Here is a 23,330-nt window from a genome sequence, read left to right as displayed (position 1 = left end):
TTCCGCTGGCCGAGCGGGTGCTGCTGGTGGCCGTGTACTACCGCACGAACCTCACCATGCGGCAGCTCGCCCCGCTCCTGGCTCAGCAGTCAGCCGCAATGACCCTTTCCATGAGCACAAGCCCAATCAAGGAGATTTTGGACCAGAACCTCGGCGTGTTGCGCACCTGCATCGGGGCCACCTTCCGTGACGAGCGGTTTGTCGTTGATCTTTACCCGATGGTCCTGGCCGTCATCTGTCGTAAATCTGGCCTGCAAGTCCCAAGTGCAGTATGAGCCGGCCTTGGCAACACCCAAGATACTCAACGTCTGAGCATCCGCCCCGCCCCCAAGAGTGATTGTGTGGTGGTCAAAATATTGCTGGCCCCACTTCGGGTCGTCGACATCCGAAATGAACCCGTTCACCTTTCCCAGGTGACCTTGCAGCTCGTACGCCAACCCCTTGATCGCCGTTTCCCCTTCTCCCCTCGTTTCAACCTCGGCAACCATCTCCGATTTACGGCACTTAACGTTTACTGCGTCAATATCGGTCACGGTTACCATCGAGCTGCTGTCGCTAACGAGATCCACGAAGTAGACCTGACCGTACTGGTCGCCGCTTCCACGACCGAAACCGACAGCTTGCACGCCGTTTTTGACTACTGCGGCCGTGTATTCACCGCGGTTGATTCCCTTGACTTGACGCGATGTCAGCCTTGTCTTGGAGAAAGTACGGTAAGGGGCCGAGTACGAGCCCTCGGACATGGGCCGGATCAATGCATGAACATATCCATGCTTGGCGTTCAAAGCACTCTGGGCATCGTCATCGATCGCGGCCTGCTTGTTCGCGGTGCACCCGTTCCAAAAAAGAGCAACGCCAGTGGTCACGACAGAGAAAACCACTAGTTGAACTCCGCGGACGGCCCATGTCGCTAACCGTGTCCTTCTGGCCTGTCCAACCGTATCGGGATCAACTGTGTCAACAACGAATCGACCTCTCCTAACCACCCATTGCCGCCCACGAGTCCATCGACTGGGCCCTGTCTGCGGCTGCCTGGTCTCACCACTCTGGTCATCGCTCACGCGTACCCCCAGCTTCTCGGCTGCAAAATGTTATCGGGATCAGCGAGGGCCCGGATCGGTAACAGCCAGACGCTTACTTCCCGATCCTCCGTCCGTACGCCGCTGCTGTGCCGCCGGGTGGACGGCCGCGCCCGAACGTGCCGGGCTGCGGCGACGTCGGCAGCGGCGCATGAACGATGGCACCCTGGTTGACCTACGGGATCAGGCCGTACACGAGGACACAGGAGGCGTCGATCCGGCCGAGGCTGTCTGTGTCGGTGGGCTGCCACGTCGCCCACTCGTTCTCCAGATCGACGAACGCGCCGCGCAGCCGGATGCGGTCTTCCACCATCTGCTGCGCGATCGGCTCCGCCCTGAGCAGCTTGCCTTGCTTGGCGCTGACGGCGTCGATCATTGGCATCAGCTTGCCCTTGGGGATGCGGGCCTCCTCCTGCAGCGCCTTCCAGGCAGTGCCGATCGCAAGCGTGCACATGTCCCGGCCGTAGTTCCACTCGACGTAGATCACGCCGGCGTTCGTCTCGTGCGCGAGTAGGCACGCGGTGCGGGACCACTCGGCCGACGACATGGCCTTCGTCTTGTCGTGGGTGATCCACACACGGTTGTCGGCGCCGAGGAAGCCGCCGATGACGCCCGCGGTGTCCCGGCCGCCGCCGGACGGGGCGATCGACACGGCGATCTTCTGCGGCTCCACCACGGTGATGCCGTCGCGGATCGACCGCAGCAGGTCCCGGGGGACGAGCGCGCCCTCGGATGGCTGCGGGTCACCCTGCGACAGGGCGTGCCAGTTCGGCACCGTCGACGTGCGTTTCACGTCCGCCCACCACGCCAGCAGCTTCCGCCTGTTCCTGGTCGGAATCTTCGGGTGCGGCAGCGGGTCACCGTCCTGCCGGCCGAGCGGATCGGGCCCGAACTTGGACGGGTTGGCGATGGCCGGGAGGTGCACGACCTTCCACCGGCCGCCTTCCTCCAGGCGGCCGTCCTCCTCCAGCCGGCGCCCGGCGAAATCGTCCGGGTGCCAGCGGGTCTGGATCGCCACCACGGCGTTGCGGTCCGGCTGGAGACGCTTCAGCGCAGCCGACGACCACCAGTCATGGACCTTCTCCCGCATCTTCCTCGACTCGGCCTCCGCACGGTCCTTATGAGGGTCGTCGACCACCAGCAGGTTCACGGAGAAGCCGGTGAGGCCCGCCCCGAGCGACACCGAGCGGACGCCGCCGCCCTGGTTCGTGTCGTAGTCCTGCGCGGCCTCCGACCCTGGCAGCAGCGACAGCCCGTACTCGCCGCCGTACTAAAGGGTGTTGCAGAAGGCCGTGAGCAGGGCATCTCCCTTGTATGGCTGGGGTGTTGACGGCTGATCGGGTGTGGGTGGAGACGTTCACTGGGCTGCGGGCTGACCAGTTCGGGCGGCTGCTGAGGGCGGTCCGGGAACGCGGTGGCGAGGGGTGTGGATGGGGCCGTCCGTGGCGGCTTCCTCTGGCCGAACGAGTGCTGCTGGTGGCTGTGTACTACCGGACGAACCTCACCATGCGGCAGATGGCCCCGCTGTTCGGGGTGTCGCCGGCGACCGTGTGCCGGGTGATCCAGCGGCTCGGCCCGTTGCTCGCGCTGGAGCCGGCCCGCGCGTCCGCCGACACGGCCGACCGGCTGTGGATCGTGGACGGCACCCTCGTCCCGGTCCGCGACCGCAAGATCGGTGCCTCCTCCCGCAACTACCGGTTCTCGGCGAACGTGCAGGTCATCGTGGACGCGGACACCCGTCTGGTGGTGGCCGCGGCCCGCCCGGTGCCCGGCACCACCGCGGATGCGAAAGCCTGGCGGGACTCCGGCCTCGCGGAGCACTGCCGGGGCGTCACTGTCCTCGGGGACGGCGCCTACATCAACACCGGCCTGATCGTCCCGCACCGCAAACGCCCCAGCCGGCCCCTGCTGAAGGGCGAGGAGGAGGACAACGCCGCCCATCGCAAGGTCCGCGCCCGTGTCGAGCACACCTTCTCCCGGATGAAGAACTACAAGATCCTCCGCGACTGCCGGCAGCGCGGCGACGGCCTCCACCACGCCGTCCAGGCCGTCGCCCGCATGCACAACCTCGCCCTCGCCGCATGACCACACACCCCCGTACACCGCGCCGGCCTGCGAAAACACGGCCTTCTGCAACACCCTTTAGGGCCCGTCTTCAAAGGTGCCTACTGAGCTGCCGACGCGAAGTCGGCGGCTCGGATCTACCTGTTGTCCCGCGATCTCTCGTAGGCGGCCAGTTCCTCTGCGTTGCCGATGAAGGCCGGGCCGCAGTGTGATGGCAGACGATTGACGACCATCGCTACTGCAGCGTGCGCGCTGTCTGTCTCGGCGATCCGCGCGCTGGTTCGGCTCGGCCCTTCGACGTAGTACCGGCCGTCTCCTAGGGTGCCGATGAGGTTGAATCCGGCGATCATGCAGTTCCGGCAGGAATCGTGCCAGCGCAGGCCTAGCGGCGGCGCGTCGACAGCCGGTATTCACCGGCTGGCCCCTGCTCCTCGAGGGGCGCCACGGGTGGCAGCAGGCCGGGCGGCAGCTCGTTGCGGTGCCGGCGCAGGATCTGCCGCAACGCGCGGCCGCGGGCAGGGTAGGGGCGATAAGTCACGGCGCACAGCATGACAGGCGGTCAGCCCTCGCCCGGCCATGTCGTCAGCACGCTGCCCTGCTGTTCATCGGTGAGGGTGATGCGGGCGCCGGGCATGCTGCCGTACTCCCCCACCCACGACGTGAACTTGCGGCGGGCGGTCGTCTCGCTCTCCCACCAGCCCTGCATCACCAGGCGGCCGGATGCGGTCACGGTCAGGTGGAACCGATGCGCCTCATCCACGGCAGCCGCCCCTGTCGTCGATCACCACGGTCAGCTCCACCCCGGCCTCGGCGGCGGCCGCACGCAGGTCGGCGACGATCCCGTCGACCGTGCCCGGCACCCGGGACGGCTCCAGGTCGACGGTGGCCAGGAAGCAGTCCCGGCAGCGGTCCAGCCACCGGCGGCCGTAACCGGGACCGTCGATGATGCCCGTCACGCGGGCCGGCTCACCACAGCCCGCACACGGGCACGGGCTCCGGCCGACACGGGCTGCCGCCTCCCGGTGGACATGCCGGACCGGCGCCGGGGCCAGGCCGGCGGGGGCCACGCCGAGGCGGTGCAACACGTCGTCGATCGCCATGCCTGCTCCTTTCCGGCCCCCTGGATTGCAGTCTTCCATCCCGGCCATAGAATCGAACGTGTGACCGATCTGCCGCCTGACCTGCCCCGTCTCCGCACTCTGGAGACATGGCTGGTCCTCACCCTGGACCGGGTACGGCGGCAGATCGCCGACGCCGAACGCCGCGAGCAGGAGCGGCGCCGAGGTGAGCAGGCCCGGCCGCCGATACCCGACTGGATCCTGGAGAGCAGCCTCAACCGCAGTGCGCCGCCCCTCGCTGTGCACGTCGGCGGCTGCCACATGGCCGGCAAACGCTGGAAGGCCGTGCCTCGGGACGTCGCCCTTCGGGCACTGAGCGAGGGCGTCGAGGCGTGCGGGCACTGCCGGCCCGACGCCACCCTCGGCTACCTGGACGGCTGAGCCTGACAGGCGGCGGGCGCGTGACCAGACATCCCTTGGGAGGCATGGGGCGCCAGCCCGGCGCCTGCTCCACCTCACGCGCTCCGCGGCCGGCGGCCGGCCGTCTTCTTCCCCGTCGTCTTCTTCGCGGCCGTCTTCTTGGCGGGCTGCTTCTTCGTCGCCTTCTTCTTCGGCGCGGGCATCTCGTGGACGTCAGCTTCCTGGCCCTCGCCGCGTGCCTGCTTGGCTTTCTGCACCGATGCGTTCAGCGCGGCCATCAGGTCCAGCACCCGGCCGGGTTCGGCCTCCGGCTCCGGCGCGGCCGGCGGCTCGCGGTGCTCGCGCTTGGCCTCGATCACCTGCTCCAGCGCCTCGGTGTAGTGATCGACGAAGTCGGGGCCCTCGAGAGCGTCGACGGTCATCGTGTCCATGAGCGCCAGGGCGCCCTTGATCTCGTCCTCACTCACCTCCACGGGCGGCGGCAGCAGCTGGGCAGGGTCGCGGATCTCGTCCGGCCAGCGCATCACGTGCATGACGAGCACGTCGTCCCGCACGCGCAGCAGTCCCAGCCGCTCACGGCCATGCCAGGCCCACTTGGCCACCGCCACCCGCGACGACCGGCTCAGAGCCTTGACCAGCAGCTTGTACGGCTTGGCGGCCACCCCCTCGCTCGGGGCCAGGTAGTACCCCTCGCCGATACGGATCGGGTCGATGGACTCCACCGGCACGAAGGTCTCGATCTCGATCGCTTTCGCCGTCGGCAGCGGCAGCCGGCGCAGCTCCTCATCCGTGACCGGGATGACCAGGTCCTTGGTCACCTCGTAGCCCTTGCCGATCTCCGGCTCGCCGACCTCGCGGCCCTCCAGCTCGCACACCTTCCGGTAGCGGATTCTGCCCTGGTCAGACAGGTGGTACTGGTGAAAACGCACCGAGTGATCTTCCGTGGCGGACTGGACCTGGATCGGCACGGTCACGAGCCCGAAGCTGATCGCACCGCTCCAGATGCCCCGGGGCATGGCAGACCTCCCGCAGTAGCCCCGAGCACCAACAAGCCTACGAACAGCACAAACGGCACGCCACGCACAGCCGCCCCCGCACTATGAGGAGCGTTCCGTCGGGGTGACGCCCGAGCTGCGGCGCTGCGGCGGTATGGGGCCTGGCCTGGCTATGCGGCCGCCTCTCACCGGCTCTGGCGATGGTTGCTGCGGCTCTTCCCCTCGGCTCGGGCTCGTGCCGTCTCCGCGGCGTGGCGGGCCTGCTGTGCAGCTTGGTCTGTCTGTGCGGCTCGCTGGCGTGCCTGGTCCAGGTCGTTTCGCATGCGGCGCCGCAGTTCGACCGTAGCGTGGAGCTGCTGAGCCAGCTCGGTCGCGCGCTCCTGGAGTTCCCGCAAGGCGGTTTCGGCGCGCTCGACCTCCGCCTGGGCCTGGTCATGCTCTTCCTCCCGTTGCCGGGCGTAGTGCTCGGCTGCTTCCGCCTCCCGCTGCGCCTGCGCCGGCTTCCTTCTCGCTTCGTCCGTGTGGCGGTGCCTGCGGATGGCCTTGCCGGCGAGAGCGACGTCGGAGCGTTCTGGCTTCGACAGCGGTTCCTTTGCGCGCGCCCGGTGGGGGTCGGCAGCCGGCCGGGCGGATGTCTCGTTGACCGCGGCCGTAGCCGCGGTGAAACCGATGGGAGGGGCGAGGGCTCTGACGAGTCGGCCGGAGGACCACTTCTCCGCTGCCGCCGGATCGGCCAGAGCCGCCTGCAGGGTCTGTTCCATCCTGCGCTGCGCAGCCTGCCCGATGGGGTGCCCTGCCTCGGCCGCCAGCAGGCGGGCCGGAGCACCTGAACTTGACCGCGGCCGGCAGGGCCTTGTCGGGACCATCCCTGCGCGCGCGGGGAGCACTGCCCGTCGGGGTCGGTCCAGGTGAGAGCGAAGGGACCATCCCCGCAGGCGCGGGGAGCACGGCCCGGTCTGCCCGATCCCGGCTGCGGCCCAGGGACCATCCCCGCGGGCGCGGGGAGCACCAGTTCAGGTTGTAGGGGCCGCCGTCGCGGGTGGGACCATCCCCGCGGGTGCGGGGAGCACAGGAAGGTCTCACCGGTGTCCAGCAGGCCGTTGGGACCATCCCCGCGGGCGCGGGGAGCACCTCCACAGCGCCGTCCGCCCACCTGAGGAGCCCAGCCCAGGCACATCGGGGCCGCAGCCGAGGGAGGACGACTGCGTGGGCGATGCCGTACACGCGCGGCAGCGGTGACCACCGATTGACCGGGTCGCCGCTGGTGAAGTCGCCAGGGGTGTTGCGGCGGCCGCGCCAGGGGACGCCGGTGCGGGCGGACTGGGCCCGGTAGCAGTCCTTGACGCGTATGCCTTCACGACAAGGAGCTCCTGGCGGGTGAGGCTGGCGGGGTCCTCGTCGGGGAAGCGCAGTCGGTACACGGCGCGGGCGACGGCGAGCCTGCTTCGGATGTTGGCCCACTGCGCGGCTTGTGCTTCGGCGAGCGCGGAGGAGCGGGTCAGGGCGCGGCCGCCGGCGTAGTAGCGCACGCCCTGTTCCCCCACCCAGCAGACGGCGGCGCCGGTTTCGCCGAGGACGCTCATGGCCTGGTGGGTGATGCGGGTGCCGGGTCCGAGGAGGAGGGTGCCGATGGTTGCTGAGGGGATGTGGGTGGTGCCGTCGGCGTCCTCGGCGGTGATGGCGTTGGCGTCCTGGTGCACGGTGCAGTGTTCGAGGTAGATGAAGGACAGCCGTTCGCCGGTGCGGGTGAGCTGGCGCGGGGTGAGTGCGGTGCGCCGGGAGACTGTGGTCACCGTCTCACCCTGTCTTGCCCAGTGGTGCCAGGGTAAGCAGGCCGCAGCCGTATGCCTTGGCCTTGCCGATGCCTTGGGTCAGGGCGCGGCGCAGCGCTTGCGGGTCGGTGATCTCGAGGCGGCCGTCGAAGGTGACAGTGACCAGGCTGACGGGTGCCTGGCGTCCGCTGCTTTTGGACTTGTCGAAGGCGAGGGCACGCTTGTCACGGACGGTGAGTTCGTACCGGTCGCCGTGGTGGGGCTGTTTGGTGTGGGTGGTGCCGCCGGGAAGCAGTCGCTTGTCGTCTGCCTTTTCCAGTACGCGGAAGCCGCATGTTTCCTGACGTTTGAGGAGCCAGCCCATCTGATGCACCGGGGTGAGATGTGCGGTGCGCTTGGTCGGCTCGTCGTCCTTGCGGCGGGCGTGGTGGACGGGGTTGGCGGTGAGGCGGAACGCCCACCTCTCGCCGGTGGCGAGCCGGTCGAGGAGCGGGCCGTAGGGGCGGCTCTGCCAGCCCGGCTGGGCCGGGTCGGCGGCGGCTGCGGCGGGCCAGCCGGCTTGTTCGACGAGGTGGGTGAGGTCGGGCCGGTCGGGGCTGACGATGTACAGCATGACGTCGGCGCGGGTGGTGTGGTCCAGCCGCCACAGCACGCGCGGGCCGCCTGATGGGGGTGTGTCGGTGGGCAGCAGTGTCGGGAAGGACGACATGACTCCCGCGTGCATGGCCTGCGGTGAGGACAGCAGGCGGCGGGCACCGGGCCGCGCGGTGTTCACGCGGAAGCGAGTGAGGAACATCAGGCGCTCTCTTCGTCCAGGGCGTCGAACGGGTCGTGCCGGGGCAATTGCCGGGCGGACGGGTTGGGGATAAGCACGCTGTCGCTGACCTGGGTGCGCAGCGTGTGGCGCCGGTGCTCGGCGGCGAAGCTGAGCGGCTGGTCGCGCAAGGTGTCCGCGGCCATCTGCTCGTGCTCGTCCGCCTCACGCAGCACGGTCAGTTCGACCTCGTCCTGGCCTCGGTACTGCTTGCGATACCAGGGCGAGGCCTGCCAGGGCTCCTCACGCAAGGCGTCCTGCAGACCACCGTGGTCGCGGAGGTGGAGCTCGACAGGGAGGGCGGGCGGGCAGGAACGCCGGCCGAGGAACGGCGCGTACACCGGGGCGCGCAGGGCTGCGTGCAGGTCGGCGAGCAGCGGGTAGTCGCCTTCGAGGGCGGCGACGAACACGGCATCGGCGAGGTAGAAGCGTTCGGACAGCGGCATGGATTTTCCGGTGACGCCGTGATGGGCGGTGTGGAAGTCCCGTACCCGGGTGCCGGGCTGGTCGATGCGGACGCCGAACCGCAGGGCGGCCAGCGGCCTGAGCCTGTCGTCGTTGCCGCGTTCGATGCCGGCTGCGGCAGCGAGCATGCCGATGACGCCGCTCTTGGTGGGGGCGGACTCGGTGGTACGGCGGGCGAAGCGGGCCGAGGCCCCCCAGGACTGCAGGGGGCCTGCGAGCCGGAGGGTCAGCACGCTCATGCGGGCTTGTCCAGGCGCTCGGCGACGGCCTGGCCGACGGCGGTGACGAGGTCGGTGATGTTGGGCGACTCGGTGCCGATCCCGGCGAGTTTCTGGGTGTTCGGGCCTACACGCAGCACCCAGGTGAGGGTGGAGTCTTCGTCGCCGTAGGCGCGCTCGATGTCGGGGATGTACTCGGCCAGGCGCTCGGATGCCTCACGGACGTAGCCGCCCGTCTCGCCGCGCACCGGGTCCTCGAAGGCGGCGACGAAGCTGACGGGCCGGGTGGTGCGCAGCTTGACGATCACGGCGTCGGGCAGCGTGTGGTGCCCGAAGGTGTTGATCTTGCCGGTGGGCAGGGAAGCGACGAAGCCGTGGACGAAGGCCTCAACGGCCCGTCGGACCGGATCGGTACGCGGCTCGTCGTCGCGCAGGCCCTGTCCGAGGTTGGCGGCGAGCTGGTGGACGCCGAGAGCGGCGTAGCGGTAGAGGGTGGCGGAGTTGAAGTCGACGGTGCCGATCATGCCGGCGCCGGTCTCTGCGTCGGTGTTCTCGTCGTCGACGGCGGTGTAGTAGTCGGACTCGTTGTCCACACGGTGGACGCTGATGGCGTGAGCGACCTGGACGGCGGCGTCGACGTTGATGTCGGCGTCGTCGGCCACCATGCGGCCGAACAGGGCGATGTCGACGGAGTGGAGGGTGTCCGCGATCTGCTTGGCCCGGCCCTTGTTCTCCTTGTCCTTCAAGAACTCCTTGATGTCGGCCGCGCCCTCGACGGCGAGGCGGGCCAGGCCGTCGAGTTGGCGGGCGCTGAGGAACACCAGGTATTTGGACTGGGGTGCCGCCTCCGGCTCGCCGTCCTTGGCCGCGGCCGCCTTGCGCTTGGGAACCTCGGTTTTCAGTCCCGCAGCGTTCACGGTCTCGTCCGCGATGCGCAGCGCGGTGTCGTCGGCGAGAGAGGGGTCGAGGGCGGTGATCCGGGCGGCGACCGCCTCCACGATCTTCTTGGTCCGTACGCCGAGCTCGCTGGCGTCCAGCAGGTGCTCGTCCTTGAAGTACGTACGGGTGGCCCGCTTCCATGCCTGGCTGGAGACGCGGGCGCGCGGTACTCCCCCGTACACCGCGGTCTTCGGCGCGCCGGTGTCGTCGCGGTTGAGGTTGCTGGGCGGGACGGTCTGCAGGGCGTGCACGTCGAGGAAGATACGGTTCACGAGGCGTCCTTGTCGGTGTCCGTGGTGCTGGTCGTGGCGGAGCCGGCGGCCGGGCCGGCGGAGGCGGGAGCGCTGCCGTGGGGCTTGTCGTGCCAGGCGTGGAAGGAACGGCCCCACTCCCTGCGCACGGTGTCCGCGCCGCCGGGCCACTGCCAGGTGTAGAGCTGTCCGGCGAGCAGGGCGTGATCGAGCTCGATGTCTTTTCGGCGCAGCAGGACGATGATGTCGCGCAGCCGCTGGGCCAGGACGGCCAGGTCGGGGGCGGTGCCGGCCCTGACCAGGCGCTTGTGAACGCCTTCGTCGATCTCGCCGGGCTGCATCAGCCGGCGCACCGCGGCTCCCAGGCCCCGGCTGCGGCCTGGCCGGTCGGCCTGGTACATGCCCAAGCGGCGGGACTGCTGGTGCAGTGCGTAGAGGGTGAGCGCGACGTGCAGGGCGTCCTCGGCCCGGATCAGTTCGCTCTCGCTCAGCGGCCGGGCACCCTCCGGGGTTTCGTGCAGGGGGCCGGTGTCGATCAGGGCCCACAGATCCGGCAGCTGCCCGGCCTCCCGGCCGGCGCCGCGCCTCAGCCGGGCGAGGGCCGCTACGGCATGAGACTGATCAGCAAGGTAGCCCCGTTGCAGGGCGGTGATGTGGGCTGCGGCGAGCCGGGCGACCCGGTCGCGCGGGGTGACGGTTGCGGTGAGGGTGGTCATGCGGGTGCCTTCACGGTGGTCTCGGGTGCCGGGCTTGCGTCCGCATCCGGCGGCATGTCGGAGGAGTCAGGGCGTCCCAGGCCCTTGTACAGAGCGGCGCGGAACCACTTGCCGGCAAGCGCAGAGTTGAGCCACTCGGTGCCGTGCTTGAGCTGGACGATCCGGCCCTGCCACGCTGCGTCCCCGGCCGCGGCCATCAGCCGGTCGCCGAGTCCTGCGACGATCCCGTACACCTGCTGCTGCCAGTCGGTGCGCCTGGCGTAAGGGTCGTCGGTGTCAGCGAGATGGGCCAGCCAGGTCCGGTAGGGGGCCTCGAGGAGTCCGTAGGCGAGATCGCGTGCGCTGGAGCGGGGCCCCTCCATCTCCGTGCCGGCCGCGCGGGCCAGGTTGGTGGCGAGGTCACCGAGCGCATTGACCGCAAGGTCGGCATCGCCGACGGCCGCGACGGCCTGCTCGGCGTAGCGCCGGTCCCTCTGGTGGAGCAGGACGACGGCCATGGCCACACGGTCGTCGACGATCTCGTCGATCACCGACTGCTGCGTGCCGTAGCGTGCGCCAATGATCCGGGCCCGGACAAGGAAGCCGCGCTCCAGCTCTCCCTCCGTCACCAGGCGGGCCACCCACTCCAAGATCCCCGGCCGCAGGTAGCCGGCAGGCTCCGGCCCTCCGGCCGTGCCCGCCTCAGTGGAGACCAGGGCGCCGAGCCCCCGCCATGCGGAACGCTCGGGAGCGTGCTCGCGCGGCAAATAAACCGGGCTCTGGCGCAGTTTTGCCTCCTGAGGCTTGCTGCGCCGCCAGGCAGTCATCGGCTCCCGGTGCTGACGGTTACGCGGAATGAGCGGGTCGCCGTAGCCGAGGACGACACCGTGCACGCCGCTGTCGTCGAAGTGGAGCCGCAGGCGCCGCGTCTGCCAGGTGTACAGATCGCGCACACCGGTCGGGGCACGCTCGGCGCCGCCCGGGCCGCACGGCTCCCTGCGCCATGCCGGCGCGTCCGCTTCATCGATGGCCAGGTTGGAGGTGTCGGCGGCCACCAGGTTCAAAAGCAGCGTCTCACGCAGAGTGCGGCCTTCGACGAAGACGCCGCCCAGGTTCCCGGCCCAGCCGACGCCGAGCGGGTAGACCTTGCCTCCCTTGGCGCGCTTGTCGCCCTGAACGCCGGTCTTGATGCCGGAGGTGTCGTAGGCGTGTGTGTGGACGACCCAGCGGGCTGCCTCGGCGAAGGTGAGCCGCTCGACGGTGGGCATACGGGCAGTGAAGAACGGTTCTCCGTTGGGAACGTCGGCCACGATCCGGTTGAGGGAGAACACCTCGTCCTTCGCCGTGCGCAAACCTGCGGTCTGGAAGAACGGCGCCTCAGCGTCCAGCAGGTCGAACCGTCCCCGGTGCTCCTCGAGATACGCGCCGACCGGCGCGAAGCAGTCCTCGTCCGCCCACAACTCCGCCCACGCGTCAATGTCCTGCGGCCCGTCGAGTGCATCGTGTGCGACCGCGAGCAGCAGACGGACCAGGGCGAACTCCTGCGTGGGCAGGTCACCGACGATGCGCCGCAGGTCGTGCGCCTGCTCGAACACCTCACGCAGCGACAGCTCGTCCTGGCTGCCGTCGACTCTGAGCATGGGGATCCACGGCCGGGCAGTGAGGTCGAACGACAGCACACCGCCGCTGTTGTTCTGGTCGGTTTCAGGCACGGGTCACCTCAAGGCCGTCGCTGGGGCTGTACCGGAGCTGGAAGCCTGCCAGGTGGGTCTGACAGTCCTCGTCGAGCGGCAGGATCAGCTGCCCGGCGAGCCAGTGACTGGCCTTCACCTGCCAGGCCGGAATGTGGAGTTCCTCGAGCTCGTCGATCGCCCGGTCCATGACGTCGGCGTAGCTGAACTGGATCGGCAGCCGCAGTCCGCAGCTTGCCGCGGTGCGGGCCGCCCGAGCGGTCGGCACCTGATCCGTGGGCAGTGCCAGCCCGGCGCGGGGGCGGCCCTTGCGGTCGGGTGCGAGCCACGGCACCGTGGCCAGGGAGCCGTCGGCGCGCCGCTGCACGACCACGACCTCCAGGCTCTCGCGGCTGTCGCGTACTTGGGCCCGCCCCTGACGGGTGTCGTCCGCGTCGCCGGCCCCCGCTGCAACCCAGCCGAACAGCGGCCGGCCGGGGCGGGCGGCGGCATCCAGCCGGAACGTCGCGGCCCGCTCGGCCTGGTCCGCACGGTGCTCCTCATGGCGGGCGCGGGCGGCCTCGAGCGCCTCCGCCCAGCCGGCCGGGCCGTCGGGCTCGTCGGCGTAGGCGCGCTGCACCAAGGGACTGATGTCCGCCGGCAGCCTGACAGGGCGCTCCCGGCCGCCGTCGAGGTGCGGCAGCAGGACGGCAGCGGAACGCAGCAGCGCATACGCCCCGTACACGGCGAGGGAGCCGCGCACCGGCGCGGGCACGGGGGCACTCCAGTCGACGCCGGTGACCAGGCAGCGTGCCTGGCGCAGCCGCTGGGGCCGGTCGGTCTGTTCCTCGCCGCCGCGCAGGTGCCGGTGCAGGCGCCCCATGCGCTGCAGCAGCAGGTCGACCGGGGCGAGGTCGGTGACCAGCAGGTCGAAGTCGACGTCCAGGGACTGCTCGGCGACCTGGCTGGCGACGACGATGTGCGCCGCCTGCGGCCGGTCGGCCTTGCCCGGCCGCCCGAAGCGATCCAGGAGGCCGGCGTCCTTGGCAGCACGGTCGACGTCGATGAAACACGAGTGCGCGACGGTGACGTTCGCCTCCCCGAACCTCTCCCGCAGCGCAGCCGCTGCTTCAAGGACACGGCGTACCGTGTTGCGTACGACGAGGGCGCAGCCGCCATTGGCGAGTTCCTTCTCCAGCCGGTCGGCGAGGAGGTCCACGTCGTCGTCGAGCCGCTCCAGTTCGACGTCCGTGCCGCGGGCCGAGGCCGCAGGCCTTCGCATGACCGGCGCGCCCCCGGGAGTGACCGCCGTCAACAGCGGATAGTCACCGGCCTGGGCAACAGCGTCGAACGAGGCCGCGGTCTCACTGGTGGCCTTCCCCGCGTACGCCTGGGCCAGCTCCCTTCGCCGACCGGCCGGCAGCGTCGCGGACAGCACCACCACCGGCACCCGGTACGCACCCAACCACGACAGCACCCGGTCGAGATAGACGCTCATGTACGTGTCGTAGGCGTGCGCCTCGTCGATGACGACGACTTTCCCGGCGATCGCGAGGTGACGCATCGCCAGGTGGCGGCTCTTGAGCCCGGCGAACAGCAGCTGATCGATGGTGCCCGCGACGAACGACGACAGCATCGCCTTCTTCCGCCCCCGCAGCCACGCGTGGGCGACGAGTTCGGCCGCAGCGGAACGGGTAGGGCTCGTCGGCCGCCATTCACGCTCCTCGAATCCGTCCACGTCGACCGCGGCGATCCGCTGGCCCTTACCCATGAGATCGACGAAGTCGTCGTTGAGAGCAGCCTTGGAGTGGGCGAGCAGTACCGAGTAGCGAGTCCCCTCGGGGGCCGGCAGGCGGTCGAGCCAGTTCAGCAGGCGGGGGAACATCGCGTTGCCGGTGGCCATCGTCGGCAACGCGAAGAACACACCGCCGGCCCCGAACCGCGCGGCAAGGACCTCGACGGCGGCGAGCGCGGCCTCCGTCTTCCCCTCCCCCATCGGCGCCTCGATCACCATCAGTCCCGGCGCGTCCATTCCCCGTGCCAGGTCGACAGCCGCCTCCTGCACCGGCCGGACCTTCGCCCCCGGCGGAAGGTCGAACCGGGACGCGAACAGCTCTTGCACATCCCCGACCGGTTCCTTGGCACGCCACGGGCCCGGCAGGTCCAGTCCACGCCAGGCGGCCGCGATGCGCTCGGGGCCCGTGCGGGGTACATCCTCAGGAAAGTAGGGGAACAGGTCGGGATTGCTGGCGATCCAGTCGGAGACGATGACCAGCGCCGAAAGCAGCACCTGCACCGGCTGCGGCAGTTTCACCGCCCGCCAGGCCGCCAGGCACTCCCGGACGCCGAACTCATCCGCGCAGGCGTCGAGTAGTTCCTCCTGCACCCGCTTCCACAGCGTCCGGCTCGGCCCGTGCGTGCGCAGCAGATGAGGGTGCCCGTCGAGCGCCTGGATCTGGCCGTGCTCGGGTGGCACCCCGTGATGCCCGCCTACCGCAACCGTGAACTGCCCGGCCTGCTTGACCGTCCAGCCGTGCCGCTCCTGAAGCCACTCCCCCAGCAGCACCTGCCCGGCCAGCCCATGCGGCGCGTGCCCCCGGTCCGCGCCCATCGCCTGCCGAGAACGCATCTGAAGCCCATGGCCACGCATGACCTGCGCCAACTGCTCCACCTGGCAGGCGAACGCCGGCGTCGCCTTCCCGATGTCGTGCACACCGGCCAGCCACACCACCAGCCGTCGCGCATCCACCTCCCCACCAGGCAGCTCGCCGGCGATCAGCCTCCGCACCGACAGCGGCAGCCACTCGTCCCACAACCGCCCGGCTACGGCGGCGCTGTCCTCCATATGCCGCCACAACGGCAGCCATCCGTCGGAATCACGCTCGTGCTTGGCCCATACGCTCAACGCCGGCCCGCCCAGCCGGGCGTGAAGCCCCAGCCGGGCGCCCCCCTCGCCTGTCATGCCAGATACATACAGGATGTAGATGAAGCGTGAAGCCAATATGAAGAAAGTCGGGAGAGCCCAGTGTCAGTCCAGAGCAGGCCGCCGACACTGACACAGAAACGAGCCTAAGATTTCGATCTTGGGTCAGGCCTCCGCGGCAGGAACCCAGAGGAACCATATGCACCTTTTGCCGGACTCGGCGAAACTCATGAAAACAACGCCCCCTGCACCGTAAACCTACAGGTCCCGCAGTCTGCTCCCCGCACCCGCGGGGATGGTCCCCACCAGCGGCCGGAGTACGGCGGCGAGTACCTCTGCTCCCCGCACCCGCGGGGATGGTCCCCTCTCCCCGTACGGCTACAACGAGACGTGCGACCTGCTCCCCGCACCCGCGGGGATGGTCCCGCGGCGAGGTGTCCGCGAACGACATACGGGCCCTGCTCCCCGCACCCGCGGGGATGGTCCCCATATGGCCACACACTCCGCCCGAGGCCTCGGCTGCTCCCCGCACCCGCGGGGATGGTCCCGGCTGGGCGAGACGATCGGTATCAACGCCGCGCTGCTCCCCGCACCCGCGGGGATGATCCCGAGGCGCCGACCGCGCCGACCCTGAACGGAACGCTGCTCCCCGCACCCGCGGGGATGGTCCCATCAGCGCCCCTGCAGGGTCTTGTCGATCTGCCTGCTCCCCGCACCCGCGGGGATGGTCCCGGCATCAAGGGCATGGGCGCGTGGCTACGGAGCTGCTCCCCGCACCCGCGGGGATGGTCCCGACCAGCGGACCTGCAAGCCCTGCAAGGCCATCTGCTCCCCGCACCCGCGGGGATGGTCCCAGGTCCGGCCAGGTAGCGACCTCGCCGTCGACCTGCTCCCCGCACCCGCGGGGATGGTCCCGGGACAAGCAGAAGCTCTTGGAGAACACGAGTCTGCTCCCCGCACCCGCGGGGATGGTCCCGAGGACACCGGCCAACTCGAGTACCCGCCCGGCTGCTCCCCGCACCCGCGGGGATGGTCCCCCCTGACCAGCTCACCGCGTACACCGGGCAGCCTGCTCCCCGCACCCGCGGGGATGGTCCCGAGCAGGGCGCCGGCATCACCATCGCCCAGTTCTGCTCCCCGCACCCGCGGGGATGGTCCCTTTGGTAGGCGACGGATCAACACCTAGAGAGGCTGCTCCCCGCACCCGCGGGGATGGTCCCGACCTGACGATGACCGAGATGGTGCGCCTGCACTGCTCCCCGCACCCGCGGGGATGGTCCCATCCTCGACGAGCAGCACGAGCGGCCCGTCCCCTGCTCCCCGCACCCGCGGGGATGGTCCCGACCACTGGCTCGGCTGCCCCACATGCCTCGACTGCTCCCCGCACCCGCGGGGATGGTCCCTGCTGCGTCTTGTCCAGGTTCGACGGACGCGCCTGCTCCCCGCACCCGCGGGGATGGTCCCACCTGCAAGGCTCTTCGCTGCCACTGCTCGTTCTGCTCCCCGCACCCGCGGGGATGGTCCCTACGTCGGCGCCGACGCCTTGCACCCCACGGACTGCTCCCCGCACCCGCGGGGATGGTCCCGGCGGCGAGTGGATCGGCGCCGTTGTGCGCCACTGCTCCCCGCACCCGCGGGGATGGTCCCATCTTGTATTCCCAACCCCGTTGCATGGTTAGCTGCTCCCCGCACCCGCGGGGATGGTCCCTATTCTCGGTGACCTCCCGCCTGAACTGTGGTCTGCTCCCCGCACCCGCGGGGATGGTCCCACCACCGGCTACTCGGTCGCGCTGCCCGGCGACTGCTCCCCGCACCCGCGAGGATGGTCCCGTGCCAACGCCGTTGGGGTCGATGGACGCCTTCTGTTCCCCGAACCCGCGGGGATGGTCCCGGCGCCTCGCCGCGCTGAAGCGCAAGGTGCTGCTGCTCCCCGCGCCCGCGGGGATGGTCCCTACAGTGTCCGGGGGACAGTCATGCCCGAGTCCTGCTCCCCGCGCCCGCGGGGATGGTCCCGCCTACGAGGCCGAGGCGATGACCAGCACGGTCTGCTCCCCGCGCCCGCGGGGATGGTCCCTGGATCTGCGACCCGGACAGCTGCCCGGTCAGCTGCTCCCCGCGCCCGCGGGGATGGTCCCGAGTACATGGCGACGATCGACTTGGACCTGCGCTGCTCCCCGCGCCCGCGGGGATGGTCCCTACCTCAACGGAACCGGCACGGTGGAAGTCGACTGCTCCCCGCGCCCGCGGGGATGGTCCCGGGGTCTTGTTGCGGCGGACGCAGAAGACCTTCTGCTCCCCGCACCCGCGGGGATGATCCCGCGTTGATGCCGTGCCACAGGTTGATGCCGGCCTGCTCCCCGCGCCCGCGGGGATGGTCCCGTGGGCCGGATCGACAGCATCTGGCGCGACGACTGCTCCCCGCGCCCGCGGGGATGGTCCCGGCATTGATCATCCCAGCCGGCTGGACGGGCCCTGTCATGGAGGGTTATGGGTGCACTGGTTGCCGCGACGGATTGGCTGGCGCCTCTGCCGTGTCCTTGTCAGTGGCCACTGTCAGCATGGTCTAGAGCTTTGGACTGGGGGAGGGACGAGAGTGAGACGACAGGACCTCGCGGACGCACTGGACACCGAGTTGATGGAACGGCTACTGCCGGCGTCCGCGGTGCGCGCCGTAGACGGGTGGTTGTCCAGATCCGGCGCACCACACGTGTCCGGCGTCGGCGATCACGCCGTGGAGTACGTTCCCGTGAAGTGGGCCGGCATCGAGCCATGGCCTGACCAACTCTCTGTACAAACCCAGGCATCGGTCGCCGTGATCAGTCGTGCCCAGGTGGTGGCAGCCGCGCGAGCGGCGGTTGAACGCGGAGACTGGCATGAGGCTCTGGTTGCCTCGTACGTGTGGGGGCAGGGCCGGACCGGGTACGGCTCCCACCGCCTCAAGGAGATCCTGACGGAGCCGAACGTCGTCCATGCGCTGGCGCAGGCGGCCGCGGCCCTTCGCGAGGGGAGCGCGGTTGCCGCATACCGGGTTCTGCACGGAGCTGTCAGGGGACTGGGTCCGGCATTCTTCACCAAGTTCCTCTATTTCCTAAGCCTGGCGATGGACGTTCAGAGCGCCCCTCGGGCTCTGATCCTGGACCAGAGAGTTGCGCGCGTCCTGCGCGTTCACGCCACACGGGTCGGGCTGAGTATGGGGCTGGCGTCCGCGGCAGATGTCGCAGCCTGGATCTGGTCTGACAGTGGATGGACCCCACACCGCTACGAGGTGTACTTGCACTGGATGACTGCCGCAGCCGGACAGCTTGCATCATCTGGGATCGGGGGGCCTAATCCAAGCCCGGACCTGCTCGAACTAGCTCTCTTCCAGGGCGTTTGGGATCCGATGGCCTGAAAAAATCATGCATTGGGGTCTTCGGCCTGCTGCTCCCCGCACCTGCGGGGATGGTCCCTTGCCGGTCATCGGCCCCGTACAGGAAAAGGACTCATCCCCCACCCGCGGGGATGGTCCCCAGTGGGGGGATGGTGCCGCATCTCGGGGCGCTGCTCCCCGCATCCGCGGGGATGGTCCCGCCCACTTCTACGGCGTCGAGATCCAGTACTCCTGCTCCCCGCACCCGCGGGGATGGTCCTCCGCTGGTACTTCGACCTCTTGGGACTCGTCTGTGCTCCCCGCACCTGCGGGGATGGTCCCAAGGGCGTGCCCAAGTCCCGCCAGCTCGCCTACTGCTCCCCGCACCCGCAGGGGTGGTCCCGCCATAGCGAGCACGACCAGACACCGCGGCGGCTGCTCCCCGCACCCGCGGGGATGGTCCTTGCTCCAGATTTCGCTCTTGCGCATCGGGTCCTGGCCCTACCCCCAGGTACGGTCCCAAGGTCAGGCTGCGAAGCCGACGGTGGTGACGTACTCGTATTGGCCCCACTGCGACCCGAGGTCGATGATCTGGTCCACCCACGCATCGTCCAACCCCTGATCATCGCCAGTTGACCAGGCCTGCACGATCTGGTCCCAGCGGCGCACGTTCAACGTTCGGAACTCCACGACGCGCTGGCGGGGTCGGTCGACCTGGGACTGGTTGAGCGGGTGGATCTCCACCCGGGTGCCGCGGCCCTCTCGGTTGAGGCGGGCGAGCAGGTAGCGGGCGACGTTCTCCCGCCGCACCGTGCGGTAGGCCTGCTCGATCCGCTCCAGGTTGGCCTTCGAGGGCGACCGTTTGCCGTCCAGCCAGGCTTTCAGGGTGCGGTCGGTGACGGCCAGGCCGGCCTCGCGCGCTCGCTGCTGGGCGTGGTCGGTGCGGGTGAGGTAGTGCAGGCGGGCGAGCAGGCCGCGTCGGGCGGTGACGGGGGTGGCGATGTAGCCGGCGAGGGCGTCCAGCTGGCGGGCGACGGCTTCGTGGCCTTTGATGCCGCGTGCGCCGTACTTGCCGAACTCGATGTTCCGCTCGGGCATGGTCTCTGGTTCCTTGGCTTGTGGATCTCTGTACGGGACTGTGAGGGCCGATCACCGTCGTCGGCAGGGAGATTACCGCCGGGACGGGTGATCGGCTTCGTGTGGGCCGCTCAGGACGTTCCACAGGGGTGTGCTGGTCCTGGGTGGTGATCAGGGATTGTTGGTGTGGTCGGGGTCGGTGCCGACGCTGTAGACGTCCTTGATCTTCACCTCGGCGACTCCGCGGCCCTCGGGGAAGACGGCCCGCCAATCGCCGATGACGTGCAGTTCGTCGGTGCCCATCACGCGGACGACCATGAGGCCTTCGTCGAAGGCACGGTGAGCCTTCCACCACAGGTTGGCGAAGGCCTGGGAGCGGATGATGTGCATCCAGTCGGGCCGGTACAGCTCCCGGTTGTAGTTCGACTCCCCCATGGTCGAGACGAACTTGGAGTACATCGCCTTGACGTACTCCAGCGTCACCTCGTCGCCTGCGGCGATCGCCGCGTCGCGGGCGTCCTTGAGCGCGATGCGGAACTTCTCCAGCAGGTTCTCCGTCGCGCCGGATGTGAACGACTCGTGGATCTCCGGCGGGTCACACAGCCCGTACTTGGGGCCGGACAGACGCAGCAGCAGGCGGAGGGTGGGTTCGGTGACCCACAGCGGGCCGGGCTCGTCGCGGCTGCCGAGCGGGTTCGGAAGTACGGCGTCGTGCTCCCACACCGGCGGGGTGATCAGATGGACCCCGGCGCGGCGCCGGTCGTGGTGGTTGCCGGTGGAGTGCTCCAGTTGCCCGATCGGCAGGTGCGTCTTGAGCGCACTCAGGTAGGCGCCGTTGATGTCGAGGGCCGTCACCTCGTGCTGGCCGGCGGGCAGATGCGGGCGCGTCCACTTCGGGCGGGCCTCCCAGATCTGGTCCGCGCCGTGGGCGGTCGGCTTGCGCAGAATGTCCGGCACCCACGGGTGGGCGACCACGTCGTAGCGGCCACCCTTGCGGGTGGCGTCCAGCAGCGCCATCGCATCCGGGATCGCCCGCTTCACCAGCGCCGCAGTCGCCGCTTCGACGTCGCCGGAATACTGAGCGAGCGCGGCCGCAACAGCCTGGCCGATCAAGTCGGGGGTGTCGGAGGCGGCCTGCGCCCGGCGTCCCTTGGGCACGATCGGCACGTCACCCGTGCGGGCCGCGGTGCGGCGGGTAGCAGGCGGCTTTTGCTTTGCGGCTTCGGGCTGCGGGGGCGTGGCTGGAGTTTGTGGGGTGCTGGATGCGGTGTTGCATTCGGCCGTGTCCAGGTGCTGCGGCACGCCAGCCAGCGCGAACTGTGCTGGCTGCCCGCACAGCAGGCACGGCGCCGGAGTCACGAGCTGGACCAGGTCCTCGCCGTCGTCCCCGCCCAGCTCCCCCGACTCCATCGGCGCGGCATGCGCTGGGTGCGTGGCTGGAGCCGGGGGCTCGGTGGCGGTCCGGCTGCGGACTTTCTCCCCGGCCTGCTGCAGGAAGTACACGTACTGCTCTCGGACGTCGCCGCTGGGATCACGGCCTGATTCCCACCCGCCGAGCGTCGACGGGCTCACGCCCAGAGCGCGGGCCACCTGCGCCCGTGACAGGCCTAGCCCCTCGCGCAACTGGCGCCGCTGCTCGGCGGGCGGCAGCGGAGTCCGGTCGGCTGGTGTGGCGGCGAGCAGGGCATCGATCGCCTGGAAGTCACTCATCCTCAGCCGTCCTCCCGGGCCATGTCCCGGATCCGTGCGAAGTGCAGCTGGTGCGCCACGGTCACGGTTGTGGTCACGCCGTTGCGGTTCTTGCCGACGATCAGGTCGACTTCGCCGGCGTGCTCGCTGGTGGGCTCGTAGTAGTCCTCGCGGTGCAGCAGGATGATCACGCTGGCGTCCTGCTCGATCTGTCCGGAGTCCCGCAGGTCCGACACGGCCGGGCGCTTGCCCTCACGGTGCTCGCTGCCCCGGTTGAGCTGGGCACAGCAGATGATGACCGCGCCGGTTTCCTCGGCAATCACCTTCAGCTCCCGGCTGATCTCGGAGACCCGCTCGTAGGGCGACTGGCGGCTGTTGCGCTGATCGGTGTACATGAGCTGCAGGTAGTCGATGATCACCAGCGGGGAGCGCCCGGCCTCACGGGTCAGGGCCTTGATGCGGTGACGGACCCGGCTGGGAGTCAAGCGGGCGGCGTAGTCCATCCACAGGGGCAGCGCGGACAGTTCGGGCAGCACCCGGACCATGCGGGTCCAGTCGCCGTCCTCAATGGCGGGGCCGCCGTCCATGAGGTGGTGCAGGCCGACGCGGGCACGGGCGGCCAGCACCCGGTTGAGGACTTCGGGCTTGCCCATCTCCATGGAGTGCACGAGCGTCGGACGACCGGAGGCGGCGTTGGCGAGGGCGATGCCGAGGGTGAGCGCGCTCTTGCCCATGCCGGGACGGCCGGCCACGACGACGATATTGCCAGAGCGCAGCTTGACGACGTGGTCCAGGTCGACCAGCCCGGTCACGGCCGCCGCCTCGATCGGGGTTTCCAGCATGCGCAGGTGCTCGTCGAGGTCGTCACCGAGCCTGCCGAAGTGGGCATCCGCTTCACCATCGCCCAGGGCAAGGACGTCGAGTTCGGCCTGGTGCGCGCGGATCGCTTCCGGCACGTCGGTCGGCGCCGTCAGCCGGGACGCCTGTACCGCCCGCGCCAGCGCTGCCTGGTAGCGGCGCAGCGCAGCGTAGCCGTGGACCAGGTCCGCGTAGTAGCCAACCTCACCAGGCCCGCACGCCTCCATCGCCAACTGCGACAACCGCACCGCGCCGCCGGCGCGCTCCAGCTCACCCGCACGCCGCAGCTCAGCCTCGACCATCGGCAGCCCGGTCGGCTTGCTCGCCCCATGCAGACGCTGAATCGCCGCCCACACCAGCTCATTGGCGGGCTCCAGATCACCGTCCTCAAGGAACCGCGCGGCCTCTGCCACCGGATCGTGGGCCGGGGTAGCCATAAGACAGGCTCCGAGCACCCGGGACTCGGCCTCCGGGCTGGACACTGCAAGCTGCTCGTCGATCACTGCCGCGCCCCCGCTCCCACAGCGACCCCTGGGTGCGCGCACCGGCGCATGGGCGCGTCATCGTCGTCGTCCAGCACCCAGCCGTTCGGGTCGCAGGCAGTGCAGGCTGCAACCAGTTCGGCGCGCACGGCCGCACCGTTGACCTCGGACGGGGCTGTGCGCGGGTGCACGGTTGCGTACAGGCGCAGGTCGTCGACCCAGCCCGGCAGGCACTTGGTCCAGGAGGCGGCGCCCCCGGTGTTCTTGAGGATGTCCGCTTCCAGCAGGACCCGGTGGGCGTCGTCCATCTCGGTCAATGACGGCCAGCCCTGGGTGCGCATGGCGCGCAGCAGCCGGGGCGCGCACCGGCGGGCCGTCGTCGCGCCTGCCTGCCAGCGCTGCATGCGCTGGAGGAACTCGGTCGCTGCGGTGATCTCCTCCGGGGAGAACTTCGGCTCCTCCTCCCTCTGTGACGGAAGCGACCTCGAGGGGCGAGTGAGGGGGTAGGGGGA

General features: G+C 69.8%; 20 protein-coding genes, 3 pseudogenes and 1 CRISPR repeat array. Of the genes and pseudogenes, 4 read left to right on the top strand and 19 right to left on the bottom strand.

What is annotated here, in order from left to right; genetic code table 11:
- A pseudogene (locus IE318_RS39145) lies at window positions 1-98 on the top strand (transposase family protein); the annotation flags it as partial.
- Here the strand turns inward: IE318_RS39145 and IE318_RS39140 are convergent.
- Together IE318_RS39140 and IE318_RS39135 are read right to left on the bottom strand one after the other, a co-directional pair.
- Entirely contained in the window at window positions 90-866 is a 777-nt protein-coding gene (locus IE318_RS39140) for a hypothetical protein (protein WP_189907673.1), read from the bottom strand. The pseudogene IE318_RS39145 and the gene IE318_RS39140 sit on opposite strands and share 9 nt — an antisense overlap.
- Before the next feature lie 388 nt (window positions 867-1,254).
- Entirely contained in the window at window positions 1,255-2,262 is a 1,008-nt protein-coding gene (locus tag IE318_RS39135; RefSeq protein WP_189907666.1) for a hypothetical protein, read from the bottom strand.
- A 131-nt stretch (window positions 2,263-2,393) separates the two neighbouring features.
- Here IE318_RS39135 and IE318_RS39130 point away from each other — a divergent pair, with 131 nt between their 5' ends.
- Complete coding sequence (locus IE318_RS39130) at window positions 2,394-3,164, top strand: transposase family protein (RefSeq protein WP_189907665.1); 771 nt, start codon at window positions 2,394-2,396, stop codon at window positions 3,162-3,164.
- Between the two features lie 116 nt (window positions 3,165-3,280).
- Here IE318_RS39130 and IE318_RS46730 read toward each other — a convergent pair whose 3' ends face one another.
- The 4 genes from IE318_RS46730 to IE318_RS39115 are packed head-to-tail and all read right to left on the bottom strand — an operon-like array spanning window position 3,281 to window position 4,243.
- Entirely contained in the window at window positions 3,281-3,493 is a 213-nt protein-coding gene (locus IE318_RS46730) for a DUF6193 family natural product biosynthesis protein (protein ID WP_373311411.1), read from the bottom strand.
- A gap of 32 nt (window positions 3,494-3,525) precedes the next feature.
- Complete coding sequence (locus IE318_RS39125) at window positions 3,526-3,681, bottom strand: hypothetical protein (RefSeq protein ID WP_189907664.1); 156 nt, start codon at window positions 3,679-3,681, stop codon at window positions 3,526-3,528.
- Window positions 3,682-3,702: 21 nt separating this feature from the next.
- Window positions 3,703-3,903 carry a hypothetical protein gene (locus IE318_RS39120; RefSeq protein WP_189907663.1) on the bottom strand — a complete coding sequence of 67 codons (201 nt, stop codon included), beginning with the start codon at window positions 3,901-3,903 and terminating at the stop codon, window positions 3,703-3,705.
- Complete coding sequence (locus tag IE318_RS39115; RefSeq protein WP_189907662.1) at window positions 3,896-4,243, bottom strand: hypothetical protein; 348 nt, start codon at window positions 4,241-4,243, stop codon at window positions 3,896-3,898. Before IE318_RS39115 ends, IE318_RS39120 begins: the two co-directional genes overlap by 8 nt.
- A 60-nt stretch (window positions 4,244-4,303) precedes the next feature.
- Here IE318_RS39115 and IE318_RS39110 point away from each other — a divergent pair, with 60 nt between their 5' ends.
- Window positions 4,304-4,642, top strand: coding sequence for a DUF6233 domain-containing protein (locus IE318_RS39110; protein ID WP_189907661.1), 339 nt, complete (start codon window positions 4,304-4,306; stop codon window positions 4,640-4,642).
- Window positions 4,643-4,716: 74 nt separating this feature from the next.
- Here IE318_RS39110 and ku read toward each other — a convergent pair whose 3' ends face one another.
- The 9 genes and pseudogenes from ku to cas3 form a co-directional block, all read right to left on the bottom strand.
- Entirely contained in the window at window positions 4,717-5,637 is a 921-nt protein-coding gene (ku, locus tag IE318_RS39105; RefSeq protein ID WP_189907660.1) for a non-homologous end joining protein Ku, read from the bottom strand.
- 164 nt (window positions 5,638-5,801) lie between these two features.
- Complete coding sequence (locus IE318_RS39100) at window positions 5,802-6,377, bottom strand: hypothetical protein (protein ID WP_189907659.1); 576 nt, start codon at window positions 6,375-6,377, stop codon at window positions 5,802-5,804.
- A gap of 417 nt (window positions 6,378-6,794) precedes the next feature.
- A pseudogene (locus IE318_RS45665) lies at window positions 6,795-7,409 on the bottom strand (CRISPR-associated endonuclease Cas1); the annotation flags it as partial.
- A 4-nt stretch (window positions 7,410-7,413) separates the two neighbouring features.
- Window positions 7,414-8,184, bottom strand: a complete 771-nt coding sequence (gene cas6e, locus IE318_RS39095; RefSeq protein WP_189907658.1) for a type I-E CRISPR-associated protein Cas6/Cse3/CasE — start codon at window positions 8,182-8,184, stop codon at window positions 7,414-7,416.
- Window positions 8,184-8,906, bottom strand: coding sequence for a type I-E CRISPR-associated protein Cas5/CasD (gene cas5e, locus IE318_RS39090; RefSeq protein WP_189907657.1), 723 nt, complete (start codon window positions 8,904-8,906; stop codon window positions 8,184-8,186). Before cas5e ends, cas6e begins: the two co-directional genes overlap by 1 nt.
- On the bottom strand, window positions 8,903-10,096 hold the full coding sequence (gene cas7e, locus IE318_RS39085) for a type I-E CRISPR-associated protein Cas7/Cse4/CasC (protein ID WP_189907656.1): 1,194 nt from the start codon (window positions 10,094-10,096) through the stop codon (window positions 8,903-8,905). The genes cas5e and cas7e overlap by 4 nt, the downstream gene beginning before the upstream one ends.
- A complete protein-coding gene (casB, locus tag IE318_RS39080) occupies window positions 10,093-10,791 on the bottom strand; it encodes a type I-E CRISPR-associated protein Cse2/CasB (protein ID WP_189907655.1) in 699 nt (232 codons plus the stop codon). The genes cas7e and casB overlap by 4 nt, the downstream gene beginning before the upstream one ends.
- The gene (gene casA / locus IE318_RS39075; protein WP_189907672.1) at window positions 10,788-12,410 is read right to left on the bottom strand and encodes a type I-E CRISPR-associated protein Cse1/CasA; all 1,623 of its coding nucleotides are present in this window, start codon (window positions 12,408-12,410) and stop codon (window positions 10,788-10,790) included. Before casA ends, casB begins: the two co-directional genes overlap by 4 nt.
- 64 nt (window positions 12,411-12,474) lie before the next feature.
- Window positions 12,475-15,402, bottom strand: coding sequence for a CRISPR-associated helicase Cas3' (cas3, locus tag IE318_RS39070; protein ID WP_189907654.1), 2,928 nt, complete (start codon window positions 15,400-15,402; stop codon window positions 12,475-12,477).
- Between the two features lie 235 nt (window positions 15,403-15,637).
- A CRISPR array of direct repeats spans window positions 15,638-17,803; the repeat unit is 29 nt; unit sequence CTGCTCCCCGCACCCGCGGGGATGGTCCC.
- Window positions 17,804-17,956: 153 nt separating this feature from the next.
- Between cas3 and IE318_RS39065 the strand changes: the two genes are divergently transcribed.
- The gene (locus IE318_RS39065; RefSeq protein ID WP_189907653.1) at window positions 17,957-18,754 is read left to right on the top strand and encodes an 8-oxoguanine DNA glycosylase OGG fold protein; all 798 of its coding nucleotides are present in this window, start codon (window positions 17,957-17,959) and stop codon (window positions 18,752-18,754) included.
- Between the two features lie 483 nt (window positions 18,755-19,237).
- Here IE318_RS39065 and IE318_RS39060 read toward each other — a convergent pair whose 3' ends face one another.
- The 4 genes and pseudogenes from IE318_RS39060 to IE318_RS39045 form a co-directional block, all read right to left on the bottom strand.
- A complete protein-coding gene (locus tag IE318_RS39060; protein ID WP_189907652.1) occupies window positions 19,238-19,810 on the bottom strand; it encodes a transcriptional regulator in 573 nt (190 codons plus the stop codon).
- A 150-nt stretch (window positions 19,811-19,960) separates the two neighbouring features.
- A complete protein-coding gene (locus tag IE318_RS39055; protein ID WP_189907651.1) occupies window positions 19,961-21,499 on the bottom strand; it encodes a helix-turn-helix domain-containing protein in 1,539 nt (512 codons plus the stop codon).
- A gap of 2 nt (window positions 21,500-21,501) precedes the next feature.
- A complete protein-coding gene (locus IE318_RS39050) occupies window positions 21,502-22,839 on the bottom strand; it encodes a replicative DNA helicase (RefSeq protein ID WP_189907650.1) in 1,338 nt (445 codons plus the stop codon).
- A pseudogene (locus IE318_RS39045) lies at window positions 22,836-23,330 on the bottom strand (hypothetical protein); the annotation flags it as partial. The gene IE318_RS39050 and the pseudogene IE318_RS39045, both read right to left, overlap by 4 nt.

Origin of the sequence: Streptomyces spiralis (genome assembly GCF_014654675.1) — a bacterium.
Classification (GTDB): Bacteria; Actinomycetota; Actinomycetes; order Streptomycetales; family Streptomycetaceae; genus Streptomyces; species Streptomyces spiralis.
Note: the sequence above shows the minus strand (reverse complement) of the source record. Positions and strands in the feature narration are given on the sequence as shown.